This is a genomic window from Desulfovibrio subterraneus, assembly GCF_013340285.1.
GTDB classification, from domain to species: Bacteria; Desulfobacterota; Desulfovibrionia; order Desulfovibrionales; family Desulfovibrionaceae; genus Halodesulfovibrio; species Halodesulfovibrio subterraneus.
On sequence record NZ_BLVO01000016.1, the window covers coordinates 83,038 to 105,056 of the forward strand.

A 22,019-nucleotide genomic window follows, 5' to 3' on the forward strand; every position below is an offset into this window, starting at 1 on the left:
CGTACCATCAGGCAGGACAACACTGTCCAGCCGGGTGTCTGCGCCATAGGCAAAGGAGGTGGTCTCATCACCTTGCCGGGGCGAGCGAATCCGGCGGCAGAGGGAACCTTCCGGCGTGTACTCGCAGCGCACGTTGCCAACCTGCACCAAGCGACTGAGTTCCCATCGCTTTATGACAAAAAAGCCCCCGTCCTTGCGGACGGGGGCTTCGTATTCTCAGCTATGAGGCTCGGTTGTACTAATCCTGCTTCACTTCGCGCAGACGCAGGCTCAGGTCGCGCAGCTGGCGCGCGGAGACTTCGGAAGGTGCATCGGTGAGCAGACAGGTTGCCTTCTGGGTCTTGGGGAAGGCGATAACGTCACGGATGGACGGGGAGCCGGTGAGCAGCATGACCAGACGGTCCATGCCGAAGGCGATGCCGCCGTGGGGCGGTGCGCCGTATTCGAAGGCTTCCATGAGGAATCCGAACTGCTTGTCTGCCTCTTCCTTGGTAAAGCCGAGCGCGTCGAACATGTATTCCTGCTGGGCGCGGTTATGGATGCGGATGGAGCCGCCACCGATTTCGCTGCCGTTCAGCACGAGGTCGTACGCACGGGCCTTAACCTTGGCAGGATCTTCCTTCATCAGGGCTTCCTGACCCACCTGCACGGCGGTGAAGGGGTGGTGGCAGGCAACATAGCGCTTTTCGTCCGCGTCGTATTCGAACAGCGGGAAGTCGGTCACCCACAGGAAGTTGAAGGTGTTCTCGGGGATGAGGTTGAAGCGCTTTGCCACTTCCAGACGCAGGTTGCCCAGCGCGCTGTTGCACATATCCGGTGCACCGGCCTGGAAGAAGATGATGTCGCCCACTTCAAGACCAAGGGTCTCGGTCAGGTTCTGCTTCTCGGCATCGGACAGGAACTTGGCAAAGGGAGACTGCCATTCGTCGGCCTTGATCTTGATCCATGCCAGACCCTGTGCGCCGTAGATCTTCACGAACTCGGTGAAGACGTCGATTTCCTTGCGGGAAAGCTCGCCGCCAGCGGGCACGCGCATGGCCTTGACCATCTCTGCCTTGGCAAACACCTTGAACTCGGATTCGCGGAAGATGGAGGTCACTTCCTTCAGCTTCAGATCGAAACGGGTGTCGGGCTTGTCCACGCCGTAATCGGCCATGGCCTGATCGTAGGTCATGCGCACGAAGGGAGCGGTAAGCTCCACGTCGAGGCAGTCCTTGAACACGCGGCTCACAAGACCTTCGGCCATGGTCTGCACCTGCAGTTCATCCACGAAGCTCATTTCAATATCGATCTGGGTGAACTCCGGCTGACGGTCTGCACGCAGGTCTTCGTCACGGAAGCAGCGCACGATCTGGTAGTAGCGGTCCATGCCGGAAACCATGAGCAGCTGCTTGAAAATCTGGGGAGACTGCGGCAGCGCGTAGAACATGCCCTGATTCACGCGGCTGGGCACGAGGAAGTCGCGCGCACCTTCAGGGGTGGACTTGGTCAGGCAGGGGGTTTCCACTTCAAGGAAGTTCAGCTCATCCAGATAGCGGCGCACTGACTGTGCTGCACGGTTGCGCAGAATGAAGTTTCTGGCCAGCTTGGGACGGCGCAGGTCGAGATAGCGGTATTCAAGGCGCAGGTTCTCGGAAGCATCCACGCGGTCTTCAATCTGGAAAGGGGTGGTCTTGGCGGTGTTCAGCAGCTTCCATTCGGAAACATACACTTCCACTTCGCCGGTCACCATGGTGGCGTTGGTCATGCCATCGGGGCGGTGACGCACAACACCCTTTATTGCCAGCACGTATTCCGTGCGCAGAATGTGCGCGGTCTTGTGCGCATCAGCATTGAAATCGGGGCTGAAAACCACCTGCGTCAGCCCGGCGCGGTCGCGGAGGTCGATAAAGATGAGGCCGCCGTGGTCACGACGGAACTGCACCCAGCCCATAAGGCAGACTTCCGCGCCGATATTATTGGCATTCAGCTCGCAGCAACTGTGGGTGCGAACCCAGTTACCAAGGGGCTCTATGTACTGCTGGTGTTCCTGCTGAATATCCAAAATCTGGTCGCTCATTGTCATATCCTCATGACGTGCGGACAGTCTGTCCTGTAATATGTTTATGGTGTTATGATTATTTATATATGTTCAACAATCTCGGCCATGGGCACGGAAACCTGCTCGCCGGAGGCCATGTCCTTGACCACGACGGTGCTGGTTGCCAGTTCGTCGCCGCCGAGAATGAGCACCTTGCGGGCGTTCTTGCGGCTGGCCTGACGCATCTGCGCCTTCATGGACTTGGCGGCAAAGGCGAGTTCACCCACCTTGCCTGCTTCGCGCAGCGCCTGTGCGAGCATGAGCGCAACCTCAAGGCCATTATCGTCCAGCACGGCGATGTAGAAGTCGGGCTGTGCTGCTGCGCGTTCGCCCAGCATGAGCGCAAGACGTTCCATGCCGCAGGCAAAGCCGATGCCGGGTACGTCGGGGCCGCCGAGCTGCTTGATGAGACCGTCGTAACGGCCGCCACCGGCAACGGAAGCCTGTGCGCCGATGGAGCCGGAAACAACTTCAAAAGTCGTGCGGTTGTAGTAGTCCAGTCCGCGTACAAGGCGCACGTTCTGGATGTATTTGAGGCCTGCCCGGTCGAGCACGCTCAGCACCTTGGCGTGGTGGTCGGCACATTCGGGGCAGTTGTGTTCCAGAATGGTGGGTGCATCCTTCGTCAGCTCTTTGCAGGCGGGCACTTTGCAGTCCAGCACGCGCAGGGGATTGGTATCCATGCGGCGGCGGCAGTCTTCGCACAGGGCAGAGGTGTCCAGCTTGGCAAAGAAGGCCTTGAGCGCGTCGTTGTATTTGGGACGGCACTCGCGGCAGCCGAGGGAGTTTATTTCCAGCGACAGGTCGGTAAGGCCGATGCGGGTGAGGAAGGTCATCAGCATGAGGATGACTTCGGCGTCCGCGTGGGGCTCAACCGGTCCGAGGCACTCGCAGTTGATCTGGTGGAACTGGCGCATGCGGCCCTTCTGGGGGCGTTCGTAACGGAACATGGGGCCGAAGGTGAAAAGCTTGGCCACCTGTTCCTGCGCATGCATGTTGGCTTCGATGTAGGCGCGCATGACGCCTGCGGTGGCTTCCGGACGCATGGTCAGGGAGCGGCCCTTGCGGTCGTCGAAGGTGTACATTTCCTTCTGCACCACGTCGGTTTCGTCACCGATGGAACGCTTGAACAGTTCGGTGCGCTCCAGAATGGGGGTGCGCAGTTCCGTGTAGCCGAAGCTGCCGAACACCTCGCGTCCGATACCTTCCATGAAGGTGAAGGCGTCGCTGTCCGGCGAGAACATGTCGGCAAAACCCTTGATCTTTTGTACGCTGCTCATGTCGCTATCTCGAAGATTGGTCTGCCGTTGCCTTCACCCGGCAAATGCTGGGGATGAATGCTGTCCGGCGGGCGGTTGGTGCGCGCTGTCAGGCTTGTGCCTGCAGCATCACGCAGAAACAGCACTGAATAGTCCAACGGGCGGTAATTGTCAAAACTGTAAACATAGTCCGAAATACCAAGGGCCCGCTCCATGTGGAGCAGGCCCTTAGCACTTTGCCCTTGTCCGGTTCCGAAACGGAATGGCTATTCCGCGCGGAATTCTCCGCTCTTGCCACCGGCCTTGTAGACGAGGCGGCAGTCGCGGATGACAATATCTTTCTGTACGGCTTTGCACATGTCATAGATGGTCATGGCGGCTGTCTGGGCGGCGACAAGCGCTTCCATCTCCACGCCGGTCTGGCCGGTCGTGCGTGCTTCGGCCTCTATATGAATCTGGCAGGTTTCATCTTGAATGGAGAACCGCACATCCACATAGCTGAGGAACAGGGGGTGGCAGAGGGGGATAAGTTCCCACGTGCGCTTGGCTGCGAGAATGCCCGCAACCTTGGCGGTGGTGAGCACGTCGCCCTTGGGTAGGGCCTGCCGCTTGAGCAGGTCCAGCGTGCTGGGAGAAACTTCAACCACCGTGCGCACTATGGCCACGCGGCGGGTGTCGTTTTTGTGGCCCACATCAACCATGGTGATGGAGCCGTCCGCGCTCATGTGGGAAAAATCCTGATCGCTCATGCTAGTCCACTCCCATGGCCTTGCCGACTTTCTTGAACAGGTTCTTTGCCTTGGTCATGGGCTTGTCTTCTTCCAGCTGGGCAAATTCGCGCAGCAGTTCTTCCTGCCGCTTGCTCAGCTTGGTGGGCGTTTTGACCACGATCTCGACGAGCAGGTCGCCGTTGGAGCCGTAGCCCAGTGAAGGCAGGCCGTAGTCGTGCATGCGGAAAATCTCGCCATTCTGGGTACCCTTGGGAATTTCCACCGTGATGGGATCATCAAGGGTGGGCACTTCTATGCGGTCGCCAAGGGAGGCCTGCACGAAGGAGATTTCGCGGGTCACGATCAAATCCTGCCCGTGACGGCGGAAGGTCTTGTCCTGCTCCACGGTGATGACCACATACAGGTCGCCGGGAGGCCCGCCATGAATGCCGGGTTCGCCTTCGCCGCGCAGGCGCAGACGGTTGCCGGAATCCACACCCGCGGGAATACGCACGGAAAGTTCCTTCGTCTCCTGCACTATGCCCGCGCCACGACAGCGGGGGCATGGATTGGAGATGATCTGGCCGGTGCCGCTGCAGGCGTGGCAAGGCATGGAGATGGAGAAAGGTCCCTGACTCTGGCGCACCTGACCCCGGCCGTTGCAGCGCGAACAGGTTTCCGGCTTGGTTCCCGGGGCAGCTCCTGTTCCTTCGCATTCGGTGCAGGTGACCCGCTTGGGGATCTTGAGGGTGACTTCGTCGCCCTTGGCTGCCTGCCGGAAGTTGATATTCAGGTTGTAGCGCAGGTCCGATCCCGCCTGAGCGCGGGGGCCTCTGGATGCGCCGCCCATGGAAAAGCCGAACAGATCGCCGAAAATATCGCCGAACTGGCTGAAGATATCCTCTGCGCTGTGGAAGCCGCCACCGCCGAAGCCGTTACCGCTGACTCCCGCGTGTCCGAACTTGTCGTAGCGTTGGCGCTTGTCGGCGTCGCGCAGGACGTCATACGCTTCCGCCGCTTCCTTGAACAAAGCTTCGGCCTCGGGGTTGTCCGGGTTGCGGTCCGGATGGAACTCCATGGCTTTCTTGCGGTAGGCTTTCTTGATTTCGTCTTGCGATGCGCTTCGGCCTACGCCCAGCACTTCGTAGTAGTCACGCTGGCTCATAGTTCCCTGTTACTCGGCGGTCTTGGTTTCTTCGTGGGTATACCATTCCATATTGTCGGGCAGAACCTTGCCTGCGGCGATTTCGCGCAGGGCGGTCACGACTTCCTTGTTCTTGCTGTCCACGAGGGGCTTGTAGCCTTCGCGGAACTGCTGAACGCGTTTGATAGCCATCTGAACCAGCAGGAAGCGGTTGCCTATGTGCTTCTGGCAATCTTCTACGGTAATACGGGCCATGTTTGACTCCTTGTATTGAAATGAACGGAAGCGTTTTCCGTTGTTCTCTTGTGTGTTCCGCTAGAGTGCGGGCAGCCTGCTCATGAGATCGTCAAGCAGCAGGCGTTCTGCCGGAAACCAGATATCTTCGCCTTCAACCTGTATCCAGCACCGTCCGGATGATACCGGATCGGAGAAAAAATTCACCGTTGCAAGCGTATGCCGGCCGGGGCCGGAAAATTCCCATGTCAGCAAGTTTCGTGCTCCGGCGGGCAGTTCCTTGCGTGGGGCGTCTACAAACTGCAGCGAACCGAGTCGCCACATGATGACATCGAGTCCGGTCAGTTCCTTGCCCGATGCCCCGTCGTGCCAGCCGTCTGCTGCGCGCAGTGCCGTGTATTCTCTGACCTTGCCGTTCCGGCGCACGGTAAAGCGTTGCTCTTCCGTCTGGCCCAGGTCAACCTCCAGCACCGGCTTTTCGCGTAGCGCAAAGGCCGAAGCATTGAGCTTGTCCACCAGTTCCGCTTCTACCTCCACAGGCACGTTCTGCCGTGAGAGGCGGCATAAAAAGACCTTGCCGTCCGATCCGTCGTGGTACAGCTCAATGGTTTCCGGAGCCGCAGACTTCTTGGTCCATACGGAAATCTTGAGCGAGCGGGGCGGCAAGGCGGCCTGTGGCTCGATGGCCACGTTCCTTGCCCGGGCGTTGACCAGCGTGTGCAGATACAATGCTGTTTTGGCCTGCGCCACGGAATGCCGTGTCAACTGCTCCGGAGCAGAAAAGATGAACATGTCGCCCGTGCGGGAAATTTCCCAAACGCCGGTACCCGGCCCTTCTGCGCTGATGCGCGTAATGTCCTCAGGTTCGGTGGCGCTGACAAGCCGCAGATCGTGAAAGAACGATTCCGGCTTGTTGAAAAGATTTCTGTACTGGTTGGTAACCAGCACCACCTGGTCCCCCTGCAGGGAGCTTCGTGCGTATACGGTTCCCTGAGCCGGGCCGTCGGCGCCTATTACTATGCCCCAGACATCCTTGCCCGTTAGGGTAATGCTGGTGTTGTCGTTGTCCAGACCGAAGCTGCTTTTTTCGCGTCTCGTGAAGCGGCCCACGTGAGAAACCGGCGGCGTGTGGCCGATGGTGTCCAGAAGGCCTTTCAGCCTTGCCTCGTTGGCGCGGATGGGTGCCGTGCCGTTGACGGGCATGATGAACCATCCTTCGGCAGTGCGGCTGAACAGGGAGTTGCCCGCAGGCGACTTGAGTTCAATGCGCGTCAGCGATTTCAGGCTCAGGCCGGGCCATGTGGGGTCGCCGATAAGGATGACCCCCCGCTTCGTCCATTGATGGATTCCCAGCCCTAGTCCGGTTGCGAGGATCAGCAGGGCCAGAAATATGGCAATGCGTCGCTTCATATATATAATGCTGGCCTGTCGCCGCTGCGGTTTCCGGCATATCTGTTGATGATCCGGCAGGCCTGTGTAGGTAGGCCGGTGCTCAAATGCCGTATCTGCCGTAAAAAAACAAAAAGCGCCTTGATCCTGAGGGAGAGATTCCTGATTGGCAAGGCTGCAATACTCATAATGCGTCCGGACCGTTATGACACGCAAAGCATTCTCTGTGGCAGAGGGCGCACGTGCATGCAGTTGGTTCCGCACCCGAAGCCGGTCTGGTTTCGGAGGCAGTGGGTCAAAAATAACAACAGGTTAAAAGGACGCAATATGCCAAGCTGCGCAGCATACTCTTGCGGTCGTTCTGTGTCAATAAACAGGGAGCTCCTTTTTCCGGTGAACGGTTGCGTACCGCAGTGAAGAAGGGTATGCGGGCGCTTCAGCGGGTGAAGGGGAGTGCTGAAGGCGGGTGCGCCGAAGTGCCTGCAGAACCATTAACCGGAACGTATCGCTGAAGACTTTTTGCGAAGAGGAATGAATATGGCGCGGGAAAAACTTTCATACGCACAAAAGCAGTGCATAAGCAGCGCGGGTAAGCTCATGCAGTCCACGCAGATGATCTATCCGGGTGCGCGGATTGGCGTTGCCATGTCCGGCGGCATGGATAGCTGGGTGCTTATGCAGACCCTGCTGCACAGGCGCAGAATCGTGCCGTTCACCTTCGAGATCATGGCGTTGCACCTGAACCCCGGTTTTGATCCGGAGAGCCACGCCCCCCTTGTGCCGTGGCTGCAGGAGCGGGGTATTTCCTATCATGTGGAAGTGACAGACCACGGTGCGCGCGGTCATTCGCCGGAAAACAGGAACAATTCACCCTGCTTCTATTGCGCCATGCTGCGCCGTACCCGCCTTTTCGAGCTTTGCCGAGATTACAATCTCACCCATCTTGCCTTCGGGCACAACGCGGACGACCTTGTGGGTACCTTCTTCATGAACCTGTACGAGGGCGGCAGCGTGCGCGGCATGTCCATCAAGGAAGCCTTCTTCGGCGGGCGCCTCATGGTCATACGCCCGCTCATGCTTGTCGAGAAGTCGGTCATCAATCGCTGTGTTCGCCAGTGGGAGCTGCCCCTGTGGAGCAACCCCTGTCCGTCCGCTTCCGATTCCCGCCGCAAGGAGGTCATGGATGACTTCTGGGAGATGGCTGCGCGCAACAAGGGGCTAAGGCAGAATGTTTTCAATGCCTTGACCCGTTGGCAGCTGGGCTTGACACTGGATGGCAAAGCAAAGTAAAGAAGCGGAGAATTGGTTGAGGATTGTCCTTGCTATAGGGCTCTGAATTTCCTGATGGAATCGTGTAGAAGAGCGAAGCGGAAGAATGCTGTTTAGCAAGTATCACATAGTTATCTTTAGAGAAAACGAAGGTCATTGCAAAAAATTATTTTTGCGTGGATGGCTATGTGTGCTGGTGTTCGGCATTTTTCTGACATTTGCGGCCGGAAACGTTGTTTTCTGGAAATATTACACCAGCTACCAGAAGCTTTCTCAGGAGTACGCCTCGGCCGAAAAGACGGTTGAGGAGCAGAATAACCAGATCCTCAGCATGGCGAACAAGCTGAAGAGCGTGCAGAACGATCTGCAGCGCATTCAGCAGTTCGACTCCAAGCTGCGCGTCATGATCAATCTGGACAAGGATCAGGGCGACACGGCAGCTGCCATGGGCGGTTCCCGCTCCAAGGATTTTTCAGAAAGTTATCTTCCCATTCACCGTCAGGAGCTGCTTGCACGCAAGATGCACAGCTTCCTCAATCAGCTGAACACAGAAGTCCGGCTTGAGGAAGTGCAGCAGCAGGAGCTGATGCAGCGTTTCCGCGAGAACCGCGAGCTGCTCGCATCCACCCCCTCCATCTGGCCGACCGAGGGCTGGGTTTCCTCCCCCTTCGGCATGCGCCGTTCTCCGTTTACCGGACGCCGCGAATTCCACAAGGGCATCGATATTACCAACCGCAAGGGTACGCCGATCTATTCCTCCGCCAAGGGCGTGGTTTCCTTTGCCGGTGTGGACGGCGGCTACGGCAACGTGGTTGTCGTGAGCCACGGCGACGGTATAGATACCCGCTTCGCCCACATGCAGCGCTTCGTGGTCAAGGCCGGGCAGAGTGTCACCCGTGGTGAACTTATCGGCTACATGGGCAATACCGGACGCTCCACCGGACCGCACCTGCACTATGAAGTGCGCGTGAGCGGTGTGTGCGTGAACCCCATGCGCTACATACTGAACTAGTCAAATTTCTTCCTAGGCATGTTGAAGCCCCCGTCTGGATAATCCGGCGGGGGCTTCAGCTCTTTTTATCAGGGGGGCGGGAATCAGGCGCCTTCGTCGGCAGCCAGTTCCCCTACAACCGAAGAGAGCAGGGCGCCGGAAATTTCCTTGGCGCTGCGCAGAATGATCATGGTGCGGGTGGCGAACACGGGCTCGATGTCATTTATCTCCATGAGAATGCGTTCCAGCGAATCGGTGTCGCTGCAGCGGATGCGGGCTATGAAGCATTCTTCGCCGGTCATGTGATAGGCCTCTTCCACCCCTTCAATGGCAGAGATGGCCTGGCCTACTTCGGGCGCGAGCCGGTGGGGCGTGATTTTTACGCTCACAAAGGCTGAAAGCGGCAGGCCCAGTGCGGCAGGTTCTACCTGAACCGAGTAGCCGCGGATGATGCCGCGTTCTTCCATTTTGCGGATACGTTCGAACACGGCGGAGGTGGTCATGCCGAGCTGGCGTGCAATTTCCGCGTTGGATATGCGGGCGTTTTCCTGAAGAATAGTCAGAATGCGCCTGTTTTTTTCGTCGATTTGTATCTTGGGCAGGGTTTTGTACTTCATGAAACCATCAAATATTCGCAGGTCGTGGAAAGGTCAAGATGCCGGTAACGGCAGGCGGGAGTGTCCGGCCACTTTTCTACACTGCGGTCATTGCAGAGGCGCATGCAGGCGCGGATACATACCGGCTCTGTTGCAGGCGGAAAGATGGCAAAATGCCCGCCGGACCGGCGTTTCATTGTCACCCGTCTGAGGCTTTTTCTTGCCCTGCCCGAGTCTTCGTGGTAGCCGCAAGCATGTTCGATCTCGATCTCGCACTCAGCGTCCGGAAGATCTCCGTCGCATTGATTCCCATGCTGCTCGGCATGGTTTGTCATGAAGTGGCCCACGGCTGGGTTGCCTGGAAGCATGGCGATCCTACAGCCAAGAGCCTTGGCCGCCTTACCCTGAACCCGCTGCCGCATATTGACCCCATGGGCACGCTGGTGTTCATTCTCACCGCGCTGACCAGCCCCTTTGTCATAGGCTGGGCCAAGCCGGTGCCTGTGAATCCCCGCTATTTCAGTAATCCGCGCAAGGGAATGATGCTTGTGTCGGTGGCGGGACCTGCGGCCAACTTCCTGCTCGCCATTCTATTTGCCATGGGCTACCGCCTTGCCGGTTCCGGCATGCTGATGCCCGGAGGCGTGCAGGAGTTTCTGCTGGCCATGTGCGCAACCGGCGTGTGGATAAACCTTACGCTCTGCTGGTTCAACCTCATGCCCATTCCGCCGCTTGACGGCAGCAAGATCGCAGCTGGTTTCATGCCGCCCCACATGGCGTACAAGTACCTGCAGATCGAACGGTACGGGCTTATCGTTGTCATGATTCTGCTGGCATCCGGCCTTCTGGGCAAGGTTGTCTGGCCCCTTGTGGACGGTTCGGCAGATCTCATATCCGCTCTCATCGGCATCCGCTGATGCCGACATTCTTTCTGGAGGACTTTGATGACTAGACAGCGCACGGTATCCGGCATGCGGCCCACGGGCTCGCTGCATCTCGGCCACTATTTCGGCGTTATCAAGAACTGGGTGGAAATGCAGAAGGAGATGGACTGCTTCTTCTTTGTCGCCGACTGGCATGCCCTGACCAGCGACTATGCCGAACCCGCCCGTATCAAGGGATTTGTTCCCGAACTGGTGAAGGATTGGGTGGCATCGGGTCTTAACCCCGAAGAGTGCGTCATCTTCCAGCAGTCTCTGGTCAAGGAACACTCCGAACTGAACCTGCTTTTCGGCATGATCACGCCCCTCGGCTGGCTTGAGCGCTGTCCCACCTACAAGGAACAGCGTGACCAGATCACCAACAAGGACCTTGGTAACTACGGGTTCCTCGGCTACCCCGTGCTCATGGCAACCGATATTCTCATGTATCGCCCCCAGTGGGTGCCGGTGGGACAGGACCAGTTGCCGCATGTTGAAATGACCCGCGAAATCGCCCGTCGCTTCAACTTCCTGTATCAAACAGATTTCTTCCCCGAACCGCAGGCCCGCCTGACTCCGGAAGCAAAGCTCCCCGGTCTGGACGGACGCAAGATGTCCAAGAGCTACAACAACTCCATCTACCTGCGCGAATCCATGGAAGAGATCACCCCCAAGGTGCGCGGCATGCTCACCGACCAGAACCGTCTGCGCAAGACTGATCCGGGCGACCCCAAGGTGTGCAACCTGTTCCCCTACCATGTGCTCATGACGGATGAAGCCACGCAGGCGGAAATCTGTCAGGGCTGTACCACCGCCACGCTCGGCTGCGTGGACTGCAAGAAGATCCTTCTGACTTCCATGGAGCGCTTCCTTGCTCCCATACATGAGCGCCGCCGCGAACTGGATGCCCGTCCCGACATGGTGCGGGACATCATCAATCACGGAACTGAGCGCGCCCGTGTGGAGGCGCAGAAGACCATGGAAGGCGTGCGCAAGCACTTCCATTTCGATTTCTAGTCTTACGCAATATGAATGAAGAGGCCGGCGGAGTAACTCCGCCGGCCTTTTTCATGCTCAATGGGTGGGCATAGCCCGCTGCAATCCGGTCAGCCGTGCGGCGAAAAGTTCCGGCCATATGTGGCTTGATCTGCTGCCTGCGGGGCGGATGCGTTCTGCATTGCCTTATTCAGCCTGCCCGTCATGCTCTGCATGTTTTTCCGGCAGGGGGGCAAAGCAAAGCTGGCTGCCAGAGCGCTTGGCTTCATACATGGCACTGTCTGCCGCGCTGAGCAGCTCGCTTGCCGTGGTCCCGTGATGCGGATACAGGCTGGCACCGATGCTGGCACCGATGGAGCATTCCGTTATCTGGCAATCGTACGGGGAGAGCAGATGGGCAAGCAGTTCGCGGCTTATGCGTTCCACTGCGGCGGGGCCAGAAACATCCCAGAGAAGCACGGCGAATTCGTCGCCACCCATGCGGGCAGCGATATCCGAGCTGCGCAGACGGCGGTCAAGCCTTCTTGAGACCTGCTGCAAAAGGTAGTCACCAACCTGATGACCGTAGCTGTCGTTTATCGGCTTGAAACCGTCCAGGTCGATGAACAGCAGCCCTATCTGGCATCCGGAGCGGTTTGCCTGTTGGAGCATTTCTTCCAGCCGCTTATTGAATCCTATGCGGTTGGCAATGGCTGTGAGCGGGTCAGTTATAACCATGAGTGCCAGCTGCTCCTCGGCCTGTTTCTGGGCGGATATATCCATAATCAGCCCTTCTAGGCGCTCAAGCCGGTCGCCTATGCCGAATACGCCGCGCGCGCTGATTCCCACCCAGAAGACCTCACCGTCCTGACGCTGCACCTGTGCTTCAAACCCGTTTACGACCCTTTCGGATATAATGCGTTTCTTGAGTATTTCCAGCTGTTCAGGGTCAGCGAAAAGTTGTGTGGCAATGCTCGTGACCTGATACGTCATACCCGGTGCCGAATCATAACCGAACATGCGTGCCATTGCCGGGTTGACCCCGATAAATTTGTCGTCGGCGGTGGCAGTAAAAATACCTTCCGCCGCGTTCATGTAAAGAGCGCGGTAGCGTTCTTCGGCACGGCGCAGTGAATTCTCGATGCGCTTGCGGTCGGTGATGTCCATGATGACTCCCGCAAGGCCCAGCAGCGTTCCGTTTTCATCAAACATGGACTCTTTGCTGAACATTACTTCGCGCAGGCCCTCGTTGGTCTGGATGGAGTATTCGTATTGCTGAATGGCGGGGCCGTGCGATTCCAGCAGGGCTCTGTCCATATCGTGGTATTTTTCTGCAAGATGTCTGGGTGCAATGTCGAATACGCTCTTGCCGAGCAGCTCCTGACCCTTCTGGCCGAGCTGGGTCTCGAACGCTTTGTTGAGAAGCTGGTACCGGCCTGCGGGGTCTTTGAAAAAAATCGGCGTGGGCAGGGCATCAAGCAGGGTCTGAAGAAATGTGTGGCTGTGCCGTAGCTGTCGTTCAGCCTCCTTTCCTTGCGTGATGTCCATAACGGCACCCTGTATGTAGCCGTCCTCCGTGTGTACGGTGGCTGTCATGAGTGCCTGACGGCTGCGCCCGTCGCGTGCGGTGAATTCGAGTTCAAAATTGTCTATCCGGCCGTTTGTCTGCAACAGCTCCACTATCTGTTTGCGAACGGAGGGGTCCGAGTAAAAGCTTGCGGGCTGACCGTCCTGCAGGAGTTGCTCCGGGTCGTCATATCCCAGCCGCTCGGCGCACGCTTTGTTCAGGTAGAGAAAACGGGTCCCGTCAAGGGAAGAGCGGAATATGGCAACCTGCGCAAGATCCATGAGCGACCTGAGTTCGCGTGCTTCCAGCCATGCCTGCACGCAGCCGCGATCCTGCTCAGGCAGCTGGTTGCAGGCGGGGTTCTGATTGCTGTTCTGCTCCGGACAGGTTGCCGGTGGCTGCGCGTGACGGGAAGCGCGTCTGCATCCAAGCCTCCATGCGATGAATACGCTCAGAAGCCACAGGGCAACGGTGACGGGAAACAGAGGAACGGAGGCCGGAGGGGGACTCTGCGCGGCTGAAGGTGCGCTTGCCAGAACTGACGTTGGCAAGAGCGGCAGGATGGTGAGAGCGGTCAGTACGGAGGATGCATCAATTCGCATGGGTCCCTCGATAGTGTGGAGTCAGAGCTAAGTATGCCATGCAACGGCAAAAGCCCCAATGAGTAATTTGTGGTTAACGGACCGGCTTTCATCTATTTGATGCAAAGAAGGCCGAGGTCATTTGACCTCGGCCTTTTCGTTGCGGATATGCTATTCCATTGCGGTTCAGGCTTCGACCTTTTTGCCCGCAAAGTACACAAGGGCGATAACGGCCGCGCAGCCGAGGGGAAGGGTCAGGCCCACAGGCAGGCCGAGCCCTGCCGGCAGGTAGCCGCACAGAACGGCCATGGCCGCAACCGTGACGGCGTAGGGCAGCTGGGTGCGCGTGTGATCGATATGGTCGCTTGCGGCACCCATGGAGGAAAGGATGGTGGTATCTGAAATGGGTGAGCAGTGGTCGCCGAAAATGGCTCCGGTAAGCACGGCACCGATGTTCAGGATAAGGTATTCATGTTCCGGTGCAATGGCCCATGCCAACGGAATGGCCAGAGGCATGAGAATGCCCATGGTGCCGTAGGAGGTGCCGGTGGCAAAGGAGATGATGGAACCCATGATGAAGATGATGGAGGGCAGCAGGTAGGCGGGCATGGAGTCGGAAAGCACGCTCACCAGCCATGCGGCGGTACCCAGTTCCTTGATCATGCCGGAAAGGGACCATGCCAGCAGCAGAATGACCGCCGTGATGTTCAGCGATTTCACACCCTGCACCCAGGTGCCGATGGCCTGCTCAACGGAGAAGATGCGCTTGGCAACGCCCATGGTCATGGCAACAATGCCCGCTATAAGCGCCGACTGGAACAGAACCACGGAAGCATCGGATGCGCCGAAGCATTCGCGGATGGCGGTAAAGCTCATGGGGCTTTCGTTCAGCAGGGCCTGAAGGGCGGCGTTGTCTCCGCCGTTAATGGAGTGGTAGCCGTTGAAATAGAAACCGAGAAAGGCCGCAGCAATCAGCGTGCCGATGGGGATGATGGCGTTCCAGATGCTGGGCACCACGTGCTCTTCGGGTTCAAGGTCGGTGGCTTCGTCCGCAACCATGGGCTTGGCGTTGTCGTCCAGCACTTTGCCTTCACGGCGCGCGCGGCGTTCGGCTTTGAGCATGGGGCCGAATTCGCGCATGAACATGATGCCGGCGAGCACGAAGAGCAGGATGAAGATGTTGTAGAAGCGATAGGGAATGGTCTCCACAAAGGAGGTGTAGGCGTTGGCTTCCAGCCCGATGGCGGAAAAACCGTCCTTGATGAGACCCACTTCGTATGCGACCCATGTGGAAATGAGGGCAATGCCCGCAATGGGCGCTGCGGTCGCGTCGATGATGAAGGCCAGCTTCTCGCGGGAAACGCGCATGCGGTCAGTAACAGGACGCATGATGGGGCCGATGGTCAGCGAGTTCGCATAGTCGTCGAAGAAGATGAAAAGGCCCATGAGCCATGTGACGAACTGCGAGCTGCGCGGCGTTCTGGCCTTTCTTGCAAGTGCCTCGGCAATGGCGCGTGCACCGCCCATTTTGGATACGAGAGCGATGAGCCCGCCAATGGCAAGGCACTGCAGAACGATACCGGCGTTCCACGGGTCGGCCAGAGAGCCGAGCACCTCGCGGGAAACGCGCAGAAAAGAGTCGATCATGCCGTCATACAGATTGAAGCCTTTGGTTTCCAGCAGCATGGCGCCGGAAAACACGCCGAGGAAGAGTGAAAGAACAACGTTGCGGGTGATGAAGGCCAGTGTGATGGCGACCAGCGGGGGAACAAGTGTCCAGAAGCCGAAGCGTGCGGCGTTTGCGGGGCCGAGGCTGGAATCCGCTGCAAAAGCGGGCAGCGCCGTAAAGAGAAGTGCCACAAGAGTGGAGAGAATTGCCCAATAACGCGATTTCATGATGAAAAACTCCCTTGGTGCCGTATTTTTTTGAATGACACCGCAGTAGTTCCTATTGGAAATACGCTTTTTATGCAACCTGTCAGGATACTCATGGTAACCTTGTATGCAGGCTGTGCCTACGAGACAAAAAAGTGGGTACTTGTGCATTCGTGTGTACCGTGGAATATGTTTGGTAGAAGAAATTACCATATCCGGAGGAAGCACATGAAGGTTGTTGCATTTAACGGCAGTCCCCGTAAGGGGGGCAATACGGAAGAACTCATTCTCAAGGTTTTCGAACCTCTGCAGGCAGCCGGGGTTGAAACGGAGATGATTCAGGTTGGCGGCACGGGGCTTCGGGGTTGTATAGCCTGCATGAAGTGTCGTGAGCGCAAGGACGGCAAGTGTGCCATCAAGAAGGACGGTCTGAACGATTACGTGCAGAAGATGCGCGAGGCAGACGGCATCATTCTCGGTTCGCCCACCTATTTTGCGGACGTGACCGCCGACATGAAAGCCCTGATCGACCGTTCCGGATATGTGACCCTGAGCAACGGGGCGGAGCTGCGCCGCAAAGTGGGGGCTTCTGTCGTGGCCGTGCGCCGTGGCGGAGCAACACACGTGTTCGACACCATGAATCACTTTTTCCAGATCAGCCAGATGATCATTCCCGGTTCCACTTACTGGAATATGGGGTACGGGCTGACCCCCGGTCAGGTGACAGGAGATGACGAAGGCATGCGCAACATGGTCAACCTTGGCGAGACCATGGCGTGGCTGATGAAGGCTATTGCTGCCGCCGGCAAGGACTAGACACCGGCCCTTCGGGGCTTGCCCCTGCCGCAATACACGGAAAAACCGCAGGCTGCCTGAGCAGTCTGCGGTTTCTGTTTTAGCGGATAGGGTGGTCGGGCTACTTGTTCTTGTGTTTGCGGGCCAGAGTAATGCCTGCAAAAAACCCGGCAACCATGCCAAGGGCTATGGCGCGGGGCAGGTTGTCCAGCAGTCCGGCAAAGTTGGCAAAGGCACCCAGGGCGCCGCCGATGAGTATTCCACGGACCAGAAAGTTGGGTGTTTCCTTGGCCATACGCACTCCTTGGTAGGTCATGTAGTGGTGCTGAAGGTACGGTCCGCAGGCAGCTGTGTCAACGGAAGAAGCGAGTTGCAAAAGGGAGTGAGCGGTCACCTAAAGAAATCTTAAGAGGGGCCGATAGGCAGTGCAGAATGTTTTGCAACTGTTACCGCAAGGGGGCCACATGCAGATAAACGGCACCGTATTCCATCACTACAGCGAGCTGGGAAAAGGCTTGCGAGTGGAAGAAACACAGGAAGCGCAACCCAAGCGCACCTCTGCAAATATCTCTGCCGGGACGGAAGGTGACACCGTCAGCATCTCGGAAGAGGGCCGCAGCATGGCCGTGGCTCAGGCACAGGGTGGAACAGCGGCCGCTTCCGGCAGCGAAGAGGATTCGTCCTCCGCTGAGGATCAGCTGATCGAGCGCATCAAGAAGCAGATCCAGAAGCTGCAGGAAGAGATCAAGACGCTTCAGAATGATATGACCCTGTCTGACGAAGAAAAGGCCAAGCAGCTTCAGATGAAGCAGAGTGAGCTGATGCAGTTGCAGACCCAGCTGCAGAAGGCACAGGAAGAGCAGCTCAAGGCGCAGGGCCTCTCTCTGGGCGGCGGAACGCGCGCACAGGGCTTTGGCAATTCGCTCTCAAAGTAAGAAGACTCAATGACGGGCGACGCACCTGCATGGCGATCAGGTGTGTAACCGACATTTTCAGACCTCCAAAAGCAGGCAGCCCGGTCCTTTCGGATCGGGCTGCGCGCTTAGGAGGTCTTCTTTTTCAAAGGGGGAGTTGTTGCAGTGGGCGATGCAGCAACTTGTGAACAGGCATGAGAAAGAGAAGCTATGAGGAGTTCGTCTGTTGTTCGCGTTATCGTCTATATATCGTATGCCGCAATAGCGGCTTTTAATTCTGGGCGGGGCTTCGCGCGTTGAAGCCCCGCTCTGTGTGATCCTGTCGATCGGGCGGGCAGAACGGTGAGGAGGAGGTCCGTTCGACCCAGGGGTCAACCTGTCTTTCGCTGTTGTCTGCAGTAGGGATGCAGACTCGGGCGTTACCGTGGTGGTTCAGTGTGCATCCCTCAAAGGGGGAAAAAGAATGCACACTGACTGTCAGGGAGCTTGCCACTCCCCTGTTCGAACCAACGTGTGAGGAATACGTTCAAGCCTAGCGTTATTCGGTTGTCTTTCCCGTGAAACCCTTCTGCCACAAAAGGCATCACGTTCCGGCAACCGCTTATTCTCTGGACCTGCATACCGTTTTATGTGTTGCTCGCAGGTCCTGTTGGATACTTGCCGTTGCTGACTCTCATATAGCATGAGCCGTGCCAAGTTTTGAAAGTGTTATATCACAGGGCGTTATGCGCTTATGGAAAATTGAAGAGAATTGCTTGTGCAATATATTGCGCAACAAATTGCACAAATAAGTGAGGGGGCGGGCTGCACTTGTGCAATTGCACAAGTGCAGAACCATACGGCACACCATCTGTGGCAAGATGAGCCGGATTTGCCGGATATACCGGAGGCAGAATGGGGCTGAGCGGGGATGCCCGGGTGTGGCTACGCGTGTGCGGTATCTGAGGGCATGGTCTCTTCGGTTACGACTGCAATTCCGGCCAGATGCAGGCGCTCTGCGAACAGGCCGCTGCCCGCAATGCGGGTGCCGGAGAACGTGCCGTCGTATATGATGCCGAAACCGCACGAAGGGGAGCGGGACTTGAGTACCGCTTTTGTGCAACCGGCAAGTTGCACAAGGTGCATGGCTTCATCCACACCCTTGAGCATTGCCGCGGTAATGTCCGTGCCGTCACTGTCCATGGCCCTGCCGTTGCTCAGCTCAAAGGGCGGACGCGGGGTGGGCAGGCCGCCGAGCTGCTCCGGACACACGGGCAGAGCCCGGCCTTCGCGCACAAGCTGCATAACGCGCTCATCAGGTGTGGAATTGCCGTCGTATCGGCAATGGCAGCCTGCAAGACAGGCGCTGACAACATATTCCGGCATTGCGGTTCCTCTCTGCGCATAGTAGGCGGGTATAATTCGAATACCGTGTATTCGTACCTTCAGCCGCCGCAAGGTGCAAGCGGGTGTCCTTCGGCAGGCAGAAAAACAGCGGGGAGTTAATCATTGCTCCGGCATTGCGTGCATGCATTCATTATCCTGAACAGGGGAAGACAGGTGGACCACTCATGTGCAATGCAGACCAAACACACCGGATGATGGGCGATTTCTTCCGCACAGGATTGCGTGAATTCTGCAGCAAGGCAGGCAGGGGGATTGCCATGCTCTGTGTGCTGGCGGTCATTCTTGTCAGCACACCGTGGACAGGGCTCAGCGAGGATGAAACAACACTCAGTTTTGTCTCTGTGAATTGGGAACCGTATGCCGGAGAGTTTCTGCCGGAGAAGGGGTTCACCACTGCCATTATCAAAGAAGCGTGCAGCCGTGCAGGATTCAAGGCCACGTTTCATTTCATGCCGTGGAACAGGGCGGTGGAAGGGGTGCGCAACGGTCAGTTCGACGTCCTTTACAGTGCGTATTACAGCAGGGAGAGAGCGGAGGAGTTCGGCCTTTCCCGTCCGTATGCGCATAGTCCTCTGGTGTTGTGCGCGCGGTACGATTCGTCCGCCTCGTGGAATGGTACGATTGAATCCCTTGTTCCCTACCGCATAGGCATTGTGCGGGGATACGTGAATACGCCGGAATTTGATTCGGCCGCCGTGCTGCACAAGGAAGAAACCAATTCCGACCTGCTGAATCTGCGCAAGCTGCTTGGACGCCGTGTGGATATGATCACCATCGACAAGTATCTGGCCATCTTCATGCTCAAATCCAACCCCACTCTGGAAGATGGTATACAGAACGTGCGTTTTCTCACTCCTCAGATGGATGTGCGGAGCGTGCATGCCATGTTTTCCCGTAAACGTCCGCAGTGGGAACAGCATCTGGCACAATTCGACAAGGCACTGGAAGAGATGGAGCAGGATGGCACCATAGAGGATATCAAACTCCGGTTCGGCTTTCTCACGCCCGACGATCTTGGTGAAGCGGGGGCTGTCTCTCGGTAGGGCTTGTTTCCTGCTCCGGTGGACTCCGTTGTCTTTTGCGGGACGTTATCTCACATGCGATCTCTGCTCACGCGGTACCTCAGCGCGCGCGACGTCTCAGCTCACGCGTTTCTTTTGTCCACGCACTTCCTTAGCCCTCCTGTCTCCATAGCCCGCGTCCGTCGTCAGTGCACACGCTTCAGGTTCCGGCCGTCTCCTGTTGCGGGGAACTTGGCGGGCGAACGCTTTGTTTGCTCCCTGCTCTCTGCTATAGAGCCTTCATGCAGCGATGGATAATGCATCTGGACATGGATGCCTTTTTTGCTTCCGTAGAGCAGCTCGATCATCCGGAATGGCGCGGTAAGCCCGTCATTGTGGGGGGGCGCGAGCGTGGAGTTGTTTCCGCAGCATCCTACGAAGCCCGCAAATATGGTGTGCGTTCGGCCATTCCCGTGGCCCGCGCCCAGAAGCTGTGTCCGCACGGCATCTTCACGCGCGGCAATATGGCCCGCTATGCGGAAGTGTCGAGGCAGATCATGGCGCTGCTCGGCAACTATTCACCCCTTGTCGAACCTGCTTCCATTGACGAAGCCTATCTGGATGCCACAGGGCTTGAGCGCATTTTCGGATCGGTTGAGGATATGGCCCGCAGCATTAAGCGGGACATTAAGGCCGCTGTGGGGCTTAACTGCTCCATAGGCATTGCTCCGGTGAAGTTTCTTGCGAAAATTGCTTCCGACTATAACAAACCGGACGGCTTGTTCATACTATGGCCGGAGAATGTGCCTGCATTTCTGGCAAGCCTGCCTGTGGCCAAAATTCCGGGTGTGGGCGGCAAGTTTGTCGCGGAACTGGAAAAGCTGGGGGTGACCACCTGCAAGGATGTGCTGGGATATCCGGACAGCTTCTGGGCGCGGCGGTTCGGCAAATCTGGCGAATCGTTGTGGCGCAGGGCTCAGGGCATTGATACCCGCAAGGTGGAAACAGACCAGGTCGCCAAGTCCGAAAGTGCTGAAAACACCTTTGCGCAGGATACCGACGATGTGGAATTGCTGAAAAAATGGCTGCTGAAGCAGGCGGAACGCGTGGGGCGCAACCAGCGTCGCATGGGGGTGAAAGGGCGCACCGTCACGCTGAAACTCAAGTATGCCGACTTCACATCCATAACCCGTAGCCGGAGCCTGCCGGAATCGACTGATTCAACGGATGTGATCTTCCGCACTGCCTGCGAGCTGCTGGATGGGGTGAAGCTGCAGCAGAAGGTGCGGCTCATCGGGGTGGGGCTTTCCAACTACGGCAAGGGGCCGGAGCAGTTGAGCCTGCTTGACGGCAGCGCCGGCGGCCAGACCGGCGGCATGGTAGCCACCGCAAAGCAGCGCAATCTCGACAAGGCGCTGGACACTCTGCGCGAAAAGTTCGGGCGCGATGCTGTTACGCGTGGCAGGCTGTTCGACTTTGACAAGTAGCCGCGCCGCTACTCGTCTCCATCCACATACTTTCTTACGATAACATCGTATCTGCCGCTTTCACGCAGTTTTCTGAGGCCGCTGTTGAAGGCGTCACGCAATTTTTTGTCCGCAAAGGCTACGGCCAAATGTGCAGGGGGTAAAATGTCGTGAATGACATAGCGCAGCCTGAGCGGATTGCAGCCCCCTTTGTGGGCGTAATATTCGAAGATGTGTTTCTCCAGCACAACGACCTTGTCCCTGCGTGCGAAGAAGCTCGCAACCTGCGCTTTCTGGTCATTTTGTTCCGCATAATTGGGGTTGCCTGCCGCCATGTTGCGGAACTCTTGCGGCAGCCATTTGCTGGCACCGAGAAAGGCATCAACACGGCATTTGGCCAGATCGTCAAGGTTGCGGATGGTGGTTCTGTTTTCCTCAAGTGATACGGCCACGTTGCTGAAGGTGATGTGGCTGTCCGAAGCGTAGATGCTGTCATTGAGGTGCGAGGAACGCAGTGGAAATGCAGCATCTATCTTGCCGGTGGTGAGGGCCTCGACCATGCGCGGGCTCGGCAGAAAGGTGAGGGTCACCTCGTACCCCTCAAGGTGCAGTGCCTCGCGGACAATATCCACACTCAGCCCGCTTTGCCGGTCGGGCATGACAAAGGGAGCGGTGGATTCCTGTGTGGCAATCCGCAAAGGCCGTTTGGATGTGGCGAAAGACGGCGTGGTCTGAAGCAGCGACCCGAGCAGAAAACTGGTCAGCAGAAGGAATATGGCGGGGATTCTCATGAATAACGAAGGGTATGTATTACGAATTGTATGTTGATTTGAATGGTATCTGGTGCCCGAAATGTATTTCGACCGG

Annotated in this window: 20 protein-coding genes; 8 read left to right on the forward strand and 12 right to left on the reverse strand. The window is 57.6% G+C overall.

What is annotated here, in order from left to right:
• Positions 1-238 precede the first annotated feature (238 nt).
• The 6 genes from aspS to HUV30_RS14805 all read right to left on the reverse strand — a co-directional run bounded on the left by aspS (position 239) and on the right by HUV30_RS14805 (position 6,837).
• Positions 239-2,059, reverse strand: a complete 1,821-nt coding sequence (aspS, locus tag HUV30_RS14780) for an aspartate--tRNA ligase (protein ID WP_174406279.1) — start codon at positions 2,057-2,059, stop codon at positions 239-241.
• Between the two features lie 62 nt (positions 2,060-2,121).
• A complete protein-coding gene (hisS, locus tag HUV30_RS14785) occupies positions 2,122-3,360 on the reverse strand; it encodes a histidine--tRNA ligase (RefSeq protein WP_174406280.1) in 1,239 nt (412 codons plus the stop codon).
• Positions 3,361-3,605: 245 nt separating this feature from the next.
• Positions 3,606-4,088 carry a cyclic pyranopterin monophosphate synthase MoaC gene (moaC, locus tag HUV30_RS14790; protein WP_174406281.1) on the reverse strand — a complete coding sequence of 161 codons (483 nt, stop codon included), beginning with the start codon at positions 4,086-4,088 and terminating at the stop codon, positions 3,606-3,608.
• Between the two features lies 1 nt (position 4,089).
• Positions 4,090-5,214 (reverse strand): molecular chaperone DnaJ, encoded by a 1,125-nt coding sequence (gene dnaJ / locus HUV30_RS14795; RefSeq protein ID WP_174406282.1) that lies wholly within the window; start codon positions 5,212-5,214, stop codon positions 4,090-4,092.
• A gap of 9 nt (positions 5,215-5,223) precedes the next feature.
• The gene (rpoZ, locus tag HUV30_RS14800; protein ID WP_174406283.1) at positions 5,224-5,448 is read right to left on the reverse strand and encodes a DNA-directed RNA polymerase subunit omega; all 225 of its coding nucleotides are present in this window, start codon (positions 5,446-5,448) and stop codon (positions 5,224-5,226) included.
• 60 nt (positions 5,449-5,508) lie between these two features.
• On the reverse strand, positions 5,509-6,837 hold the full coding sequence (locus HUV30_RS14805; RefSeq protein ID WP_174406284.1) for a DUF4340 domain-containing protein: 1,329 nt from the start codon (positions 6,835-6,837) through the stop codon (positions 5,509-5,511).
• 516 nt (positions 6,838-7,353) lie between these two features.
• Here HUV30_RS14805 and HUV30_RS14810 point away from each other — a divergent pair.
• Together HUV30_RS14810 and HUV30_RS14815 are read left to right on the forward strand one after the other, a co-directional pair.
• Positions 7,354-8,106, forward strand: a complete 753-nt coding sequence (locus HUV30_RS14810; RefSeq protein WP_174406285.1) for a tRNA lysidine(34) synthetase — start codon at positions 7,354-7,356, stop codon at positions 8,104-8,106.
• An 85-nt stretch (positions 8,107-8,191) separates the two neighbouring features.
• On the forward strand, positions 8,192-9,097 hold the full coding sequence (locus HUV30_RS14815; RefSeq protein WP_174406286.1) for a M23 family metallopeptidase: 906 nt from the start codon (positions 8,192-8,194) through the stop codon (positions 9,095-9,097).
• An 83-nt stretch (positions 9,098-9,180) separates the two neighbouring features.
• Here HUV30_RS14815 and HUV30_RS14820 read toward each other — a convergent pair whose 3' ends face one another.
• On the reverse strand, positions 9,181-9,693 hold the full coding sequence (locus HUV30_RS14820) for an Lrp/AsnC family transcriptional regulator (RefSeq protein WP_174406287.1): 513 nt from the start codon (positions 9,691-9,693) through the stop codon (positions 9,181-9,183).
• 233 nt (positions 9,694-9,926) lie between these two features.
• Here HUV30_RS14820 and HUV30_RS14825 point away from each other — a divergent pair, with 233 nt between their 5' ends.
• Together HUV30_RS14825 and trpS are read left to right on the forward strand one after the other, a co-directional pair.
• Positions 9,927-10,589 (forward strand): site-2 protease family protein, encoded by a 663-nt coding sequence (locus HUV30_RS14825; protein WP_174406929.1) that lies wholly within the window; start codon positions 9,927-9,929, stop codon positions 10,587-10,589.
• Positions 10,590-10,616: 27 nt separating this feature from the next.
• The gene (gene trpS, locus HUV30_RS14830; protein ID WP_174406288.1) at positions 10,617-11,609 is read left to right on the forward strand and encodes a tryptophan--tRNA ligase; all 993 of its coding nucleotides are present in this window, start codon (positions 10,617-10,619) and stop codon (positions 11,607-11,609) included.
• A 165-nt stretch (positions 11,610-11,774) separates the two neighbouring features.
• Here the strand turns inward: trpS and HUV30_RS14835 are convergent, their stop codons facing one another.
• Positions 11,775-13,736, reverse strand: coding sequence for a sensor domain-containing protein (locus tag HUV30_RS14835; protein ID WP_174406289.1), 1,962 nt, complete (start codon positions 13,734-13,736; stop codon positions 11,775-11,777).
• Between the two features lie 165 nt (positions 13,737-13,901).
• A complete protein-coding gene (locus tag HUV30_RS14840) occupies positions 13,902-15,611 on the reverse strand; it encodes a Na+/H+ antiporter NhaC family protein (RefSeq protein ID WP_174406290.1) in 1,710 nt (569 codons plus the stop codon).
• Between the two features lie 207 nt (positions 15,612-15,818).
• Here HUV30_RS14840 and HUV30_RS14845 point away from each other — a divergent pair, with 207 nt between their 5' ends.
• Entirely contained in the window at positions 15,819-16,406 is a 588-nt protein-coding gene (locus HUV30_RS14845; RefSeq protein WP_174406291.1) for a flavodoxin family protein, read from the forward strand.
• Between the two features lie 100 nt (positions 16,407-16,506).
• Here the strand turns inward: HUV30_RS14845 and HUV30_RS14850 are convergent, their stop codons facing one another.
• Complete coding sequence (locus HUV30_RS14850) at positions 16,507-16,680, reverse strand: hypothetical protein (protein WP_174406292.1); 174 nt, start codon at positions 16,678-16,680, stop codon at positions 16,507-16,509.
• A 169-nt stretch (positions 16,681-16,849) separates the two neighbouring features.
• On the opposite strand from HUV30_RS14850, the gene HUV30_RS14855 reads away from it, so the two are divergent.
• Positions 16,850-17,320, forward strand: a complete 471-nt coding sequence (locus tag HUV30_RS14855) for a FlxA-like family protein (RefSeq protein WP_174406293.1) — start codon at positions 16,850-16,852, stop codon at positions 17,318-17,320.
• A gap of 903 nt (positions 17,321-18,223) precedes the next feature.
• Here the strand turns inward: HUV30_RS14855 and HUV30_RS14860 are convergent.
• Positions 18,224-18,664, reverse strand: a complete 441-nt coding sequence (locus HUV30_RS14860; protein WP_174406294.1) for a 2-thiouracil desulfurase family protein — start codon at positions 18,662-18,664, stop codon at positions 18,224-18,226.
• A gap of 185 nt (positions 18,665-18,849) precedes the next feature.
• Between HUV30_RS14860 and HUV30_RS14865 the strand changes: the two genes are divergently transcribed.
• Together HUV30_RS14865 and dinB are read left to right on the forward strand one after the other, a co-directional pair.
• Positions 18,850-19,728 (forward strand): substrate-binding periplasmic protein, encoded by an 879-nt coding sequence (locus HUV30_RS14865; RefSeq protein WP_174406295.1) that lies wholly within the window; start codon positions 18,850-18,852, stop codon positions 19,726-19,728.
• Positions 19,729-19,988: 260 nt separating this feature from the next.
• Positions 19,989-21,173: a DNA polymerase IV gene (dinB, locus tag HUV30_RS14870; protein WP_174406296.1), complete on the forward strand. Its 1,185-nt coding sequence runs from the start codon at positions 19,989-19,991 to the stop codon at positions 21,171-21,173.
• A gap of 8 nt (positions 21,174-21,181) precedes the next feature.
• Here dinB and HUV30_RS14875 read toward each other — a convergent pair whose 3' ends face one another.
• Positions 21,182-21,943 (reverse strand): substrate-binding periplasmic protein, encoded by a 762-nt coding sequence (locus HUV30_RS14875; protein ID WP_174406297.1) that lies wholly within the window; start codon positions 21,941-21,943, stop codon positions 21,182-21,184.
• Positions 21,944-22,019: the final 76 nt, after the last annotated feature.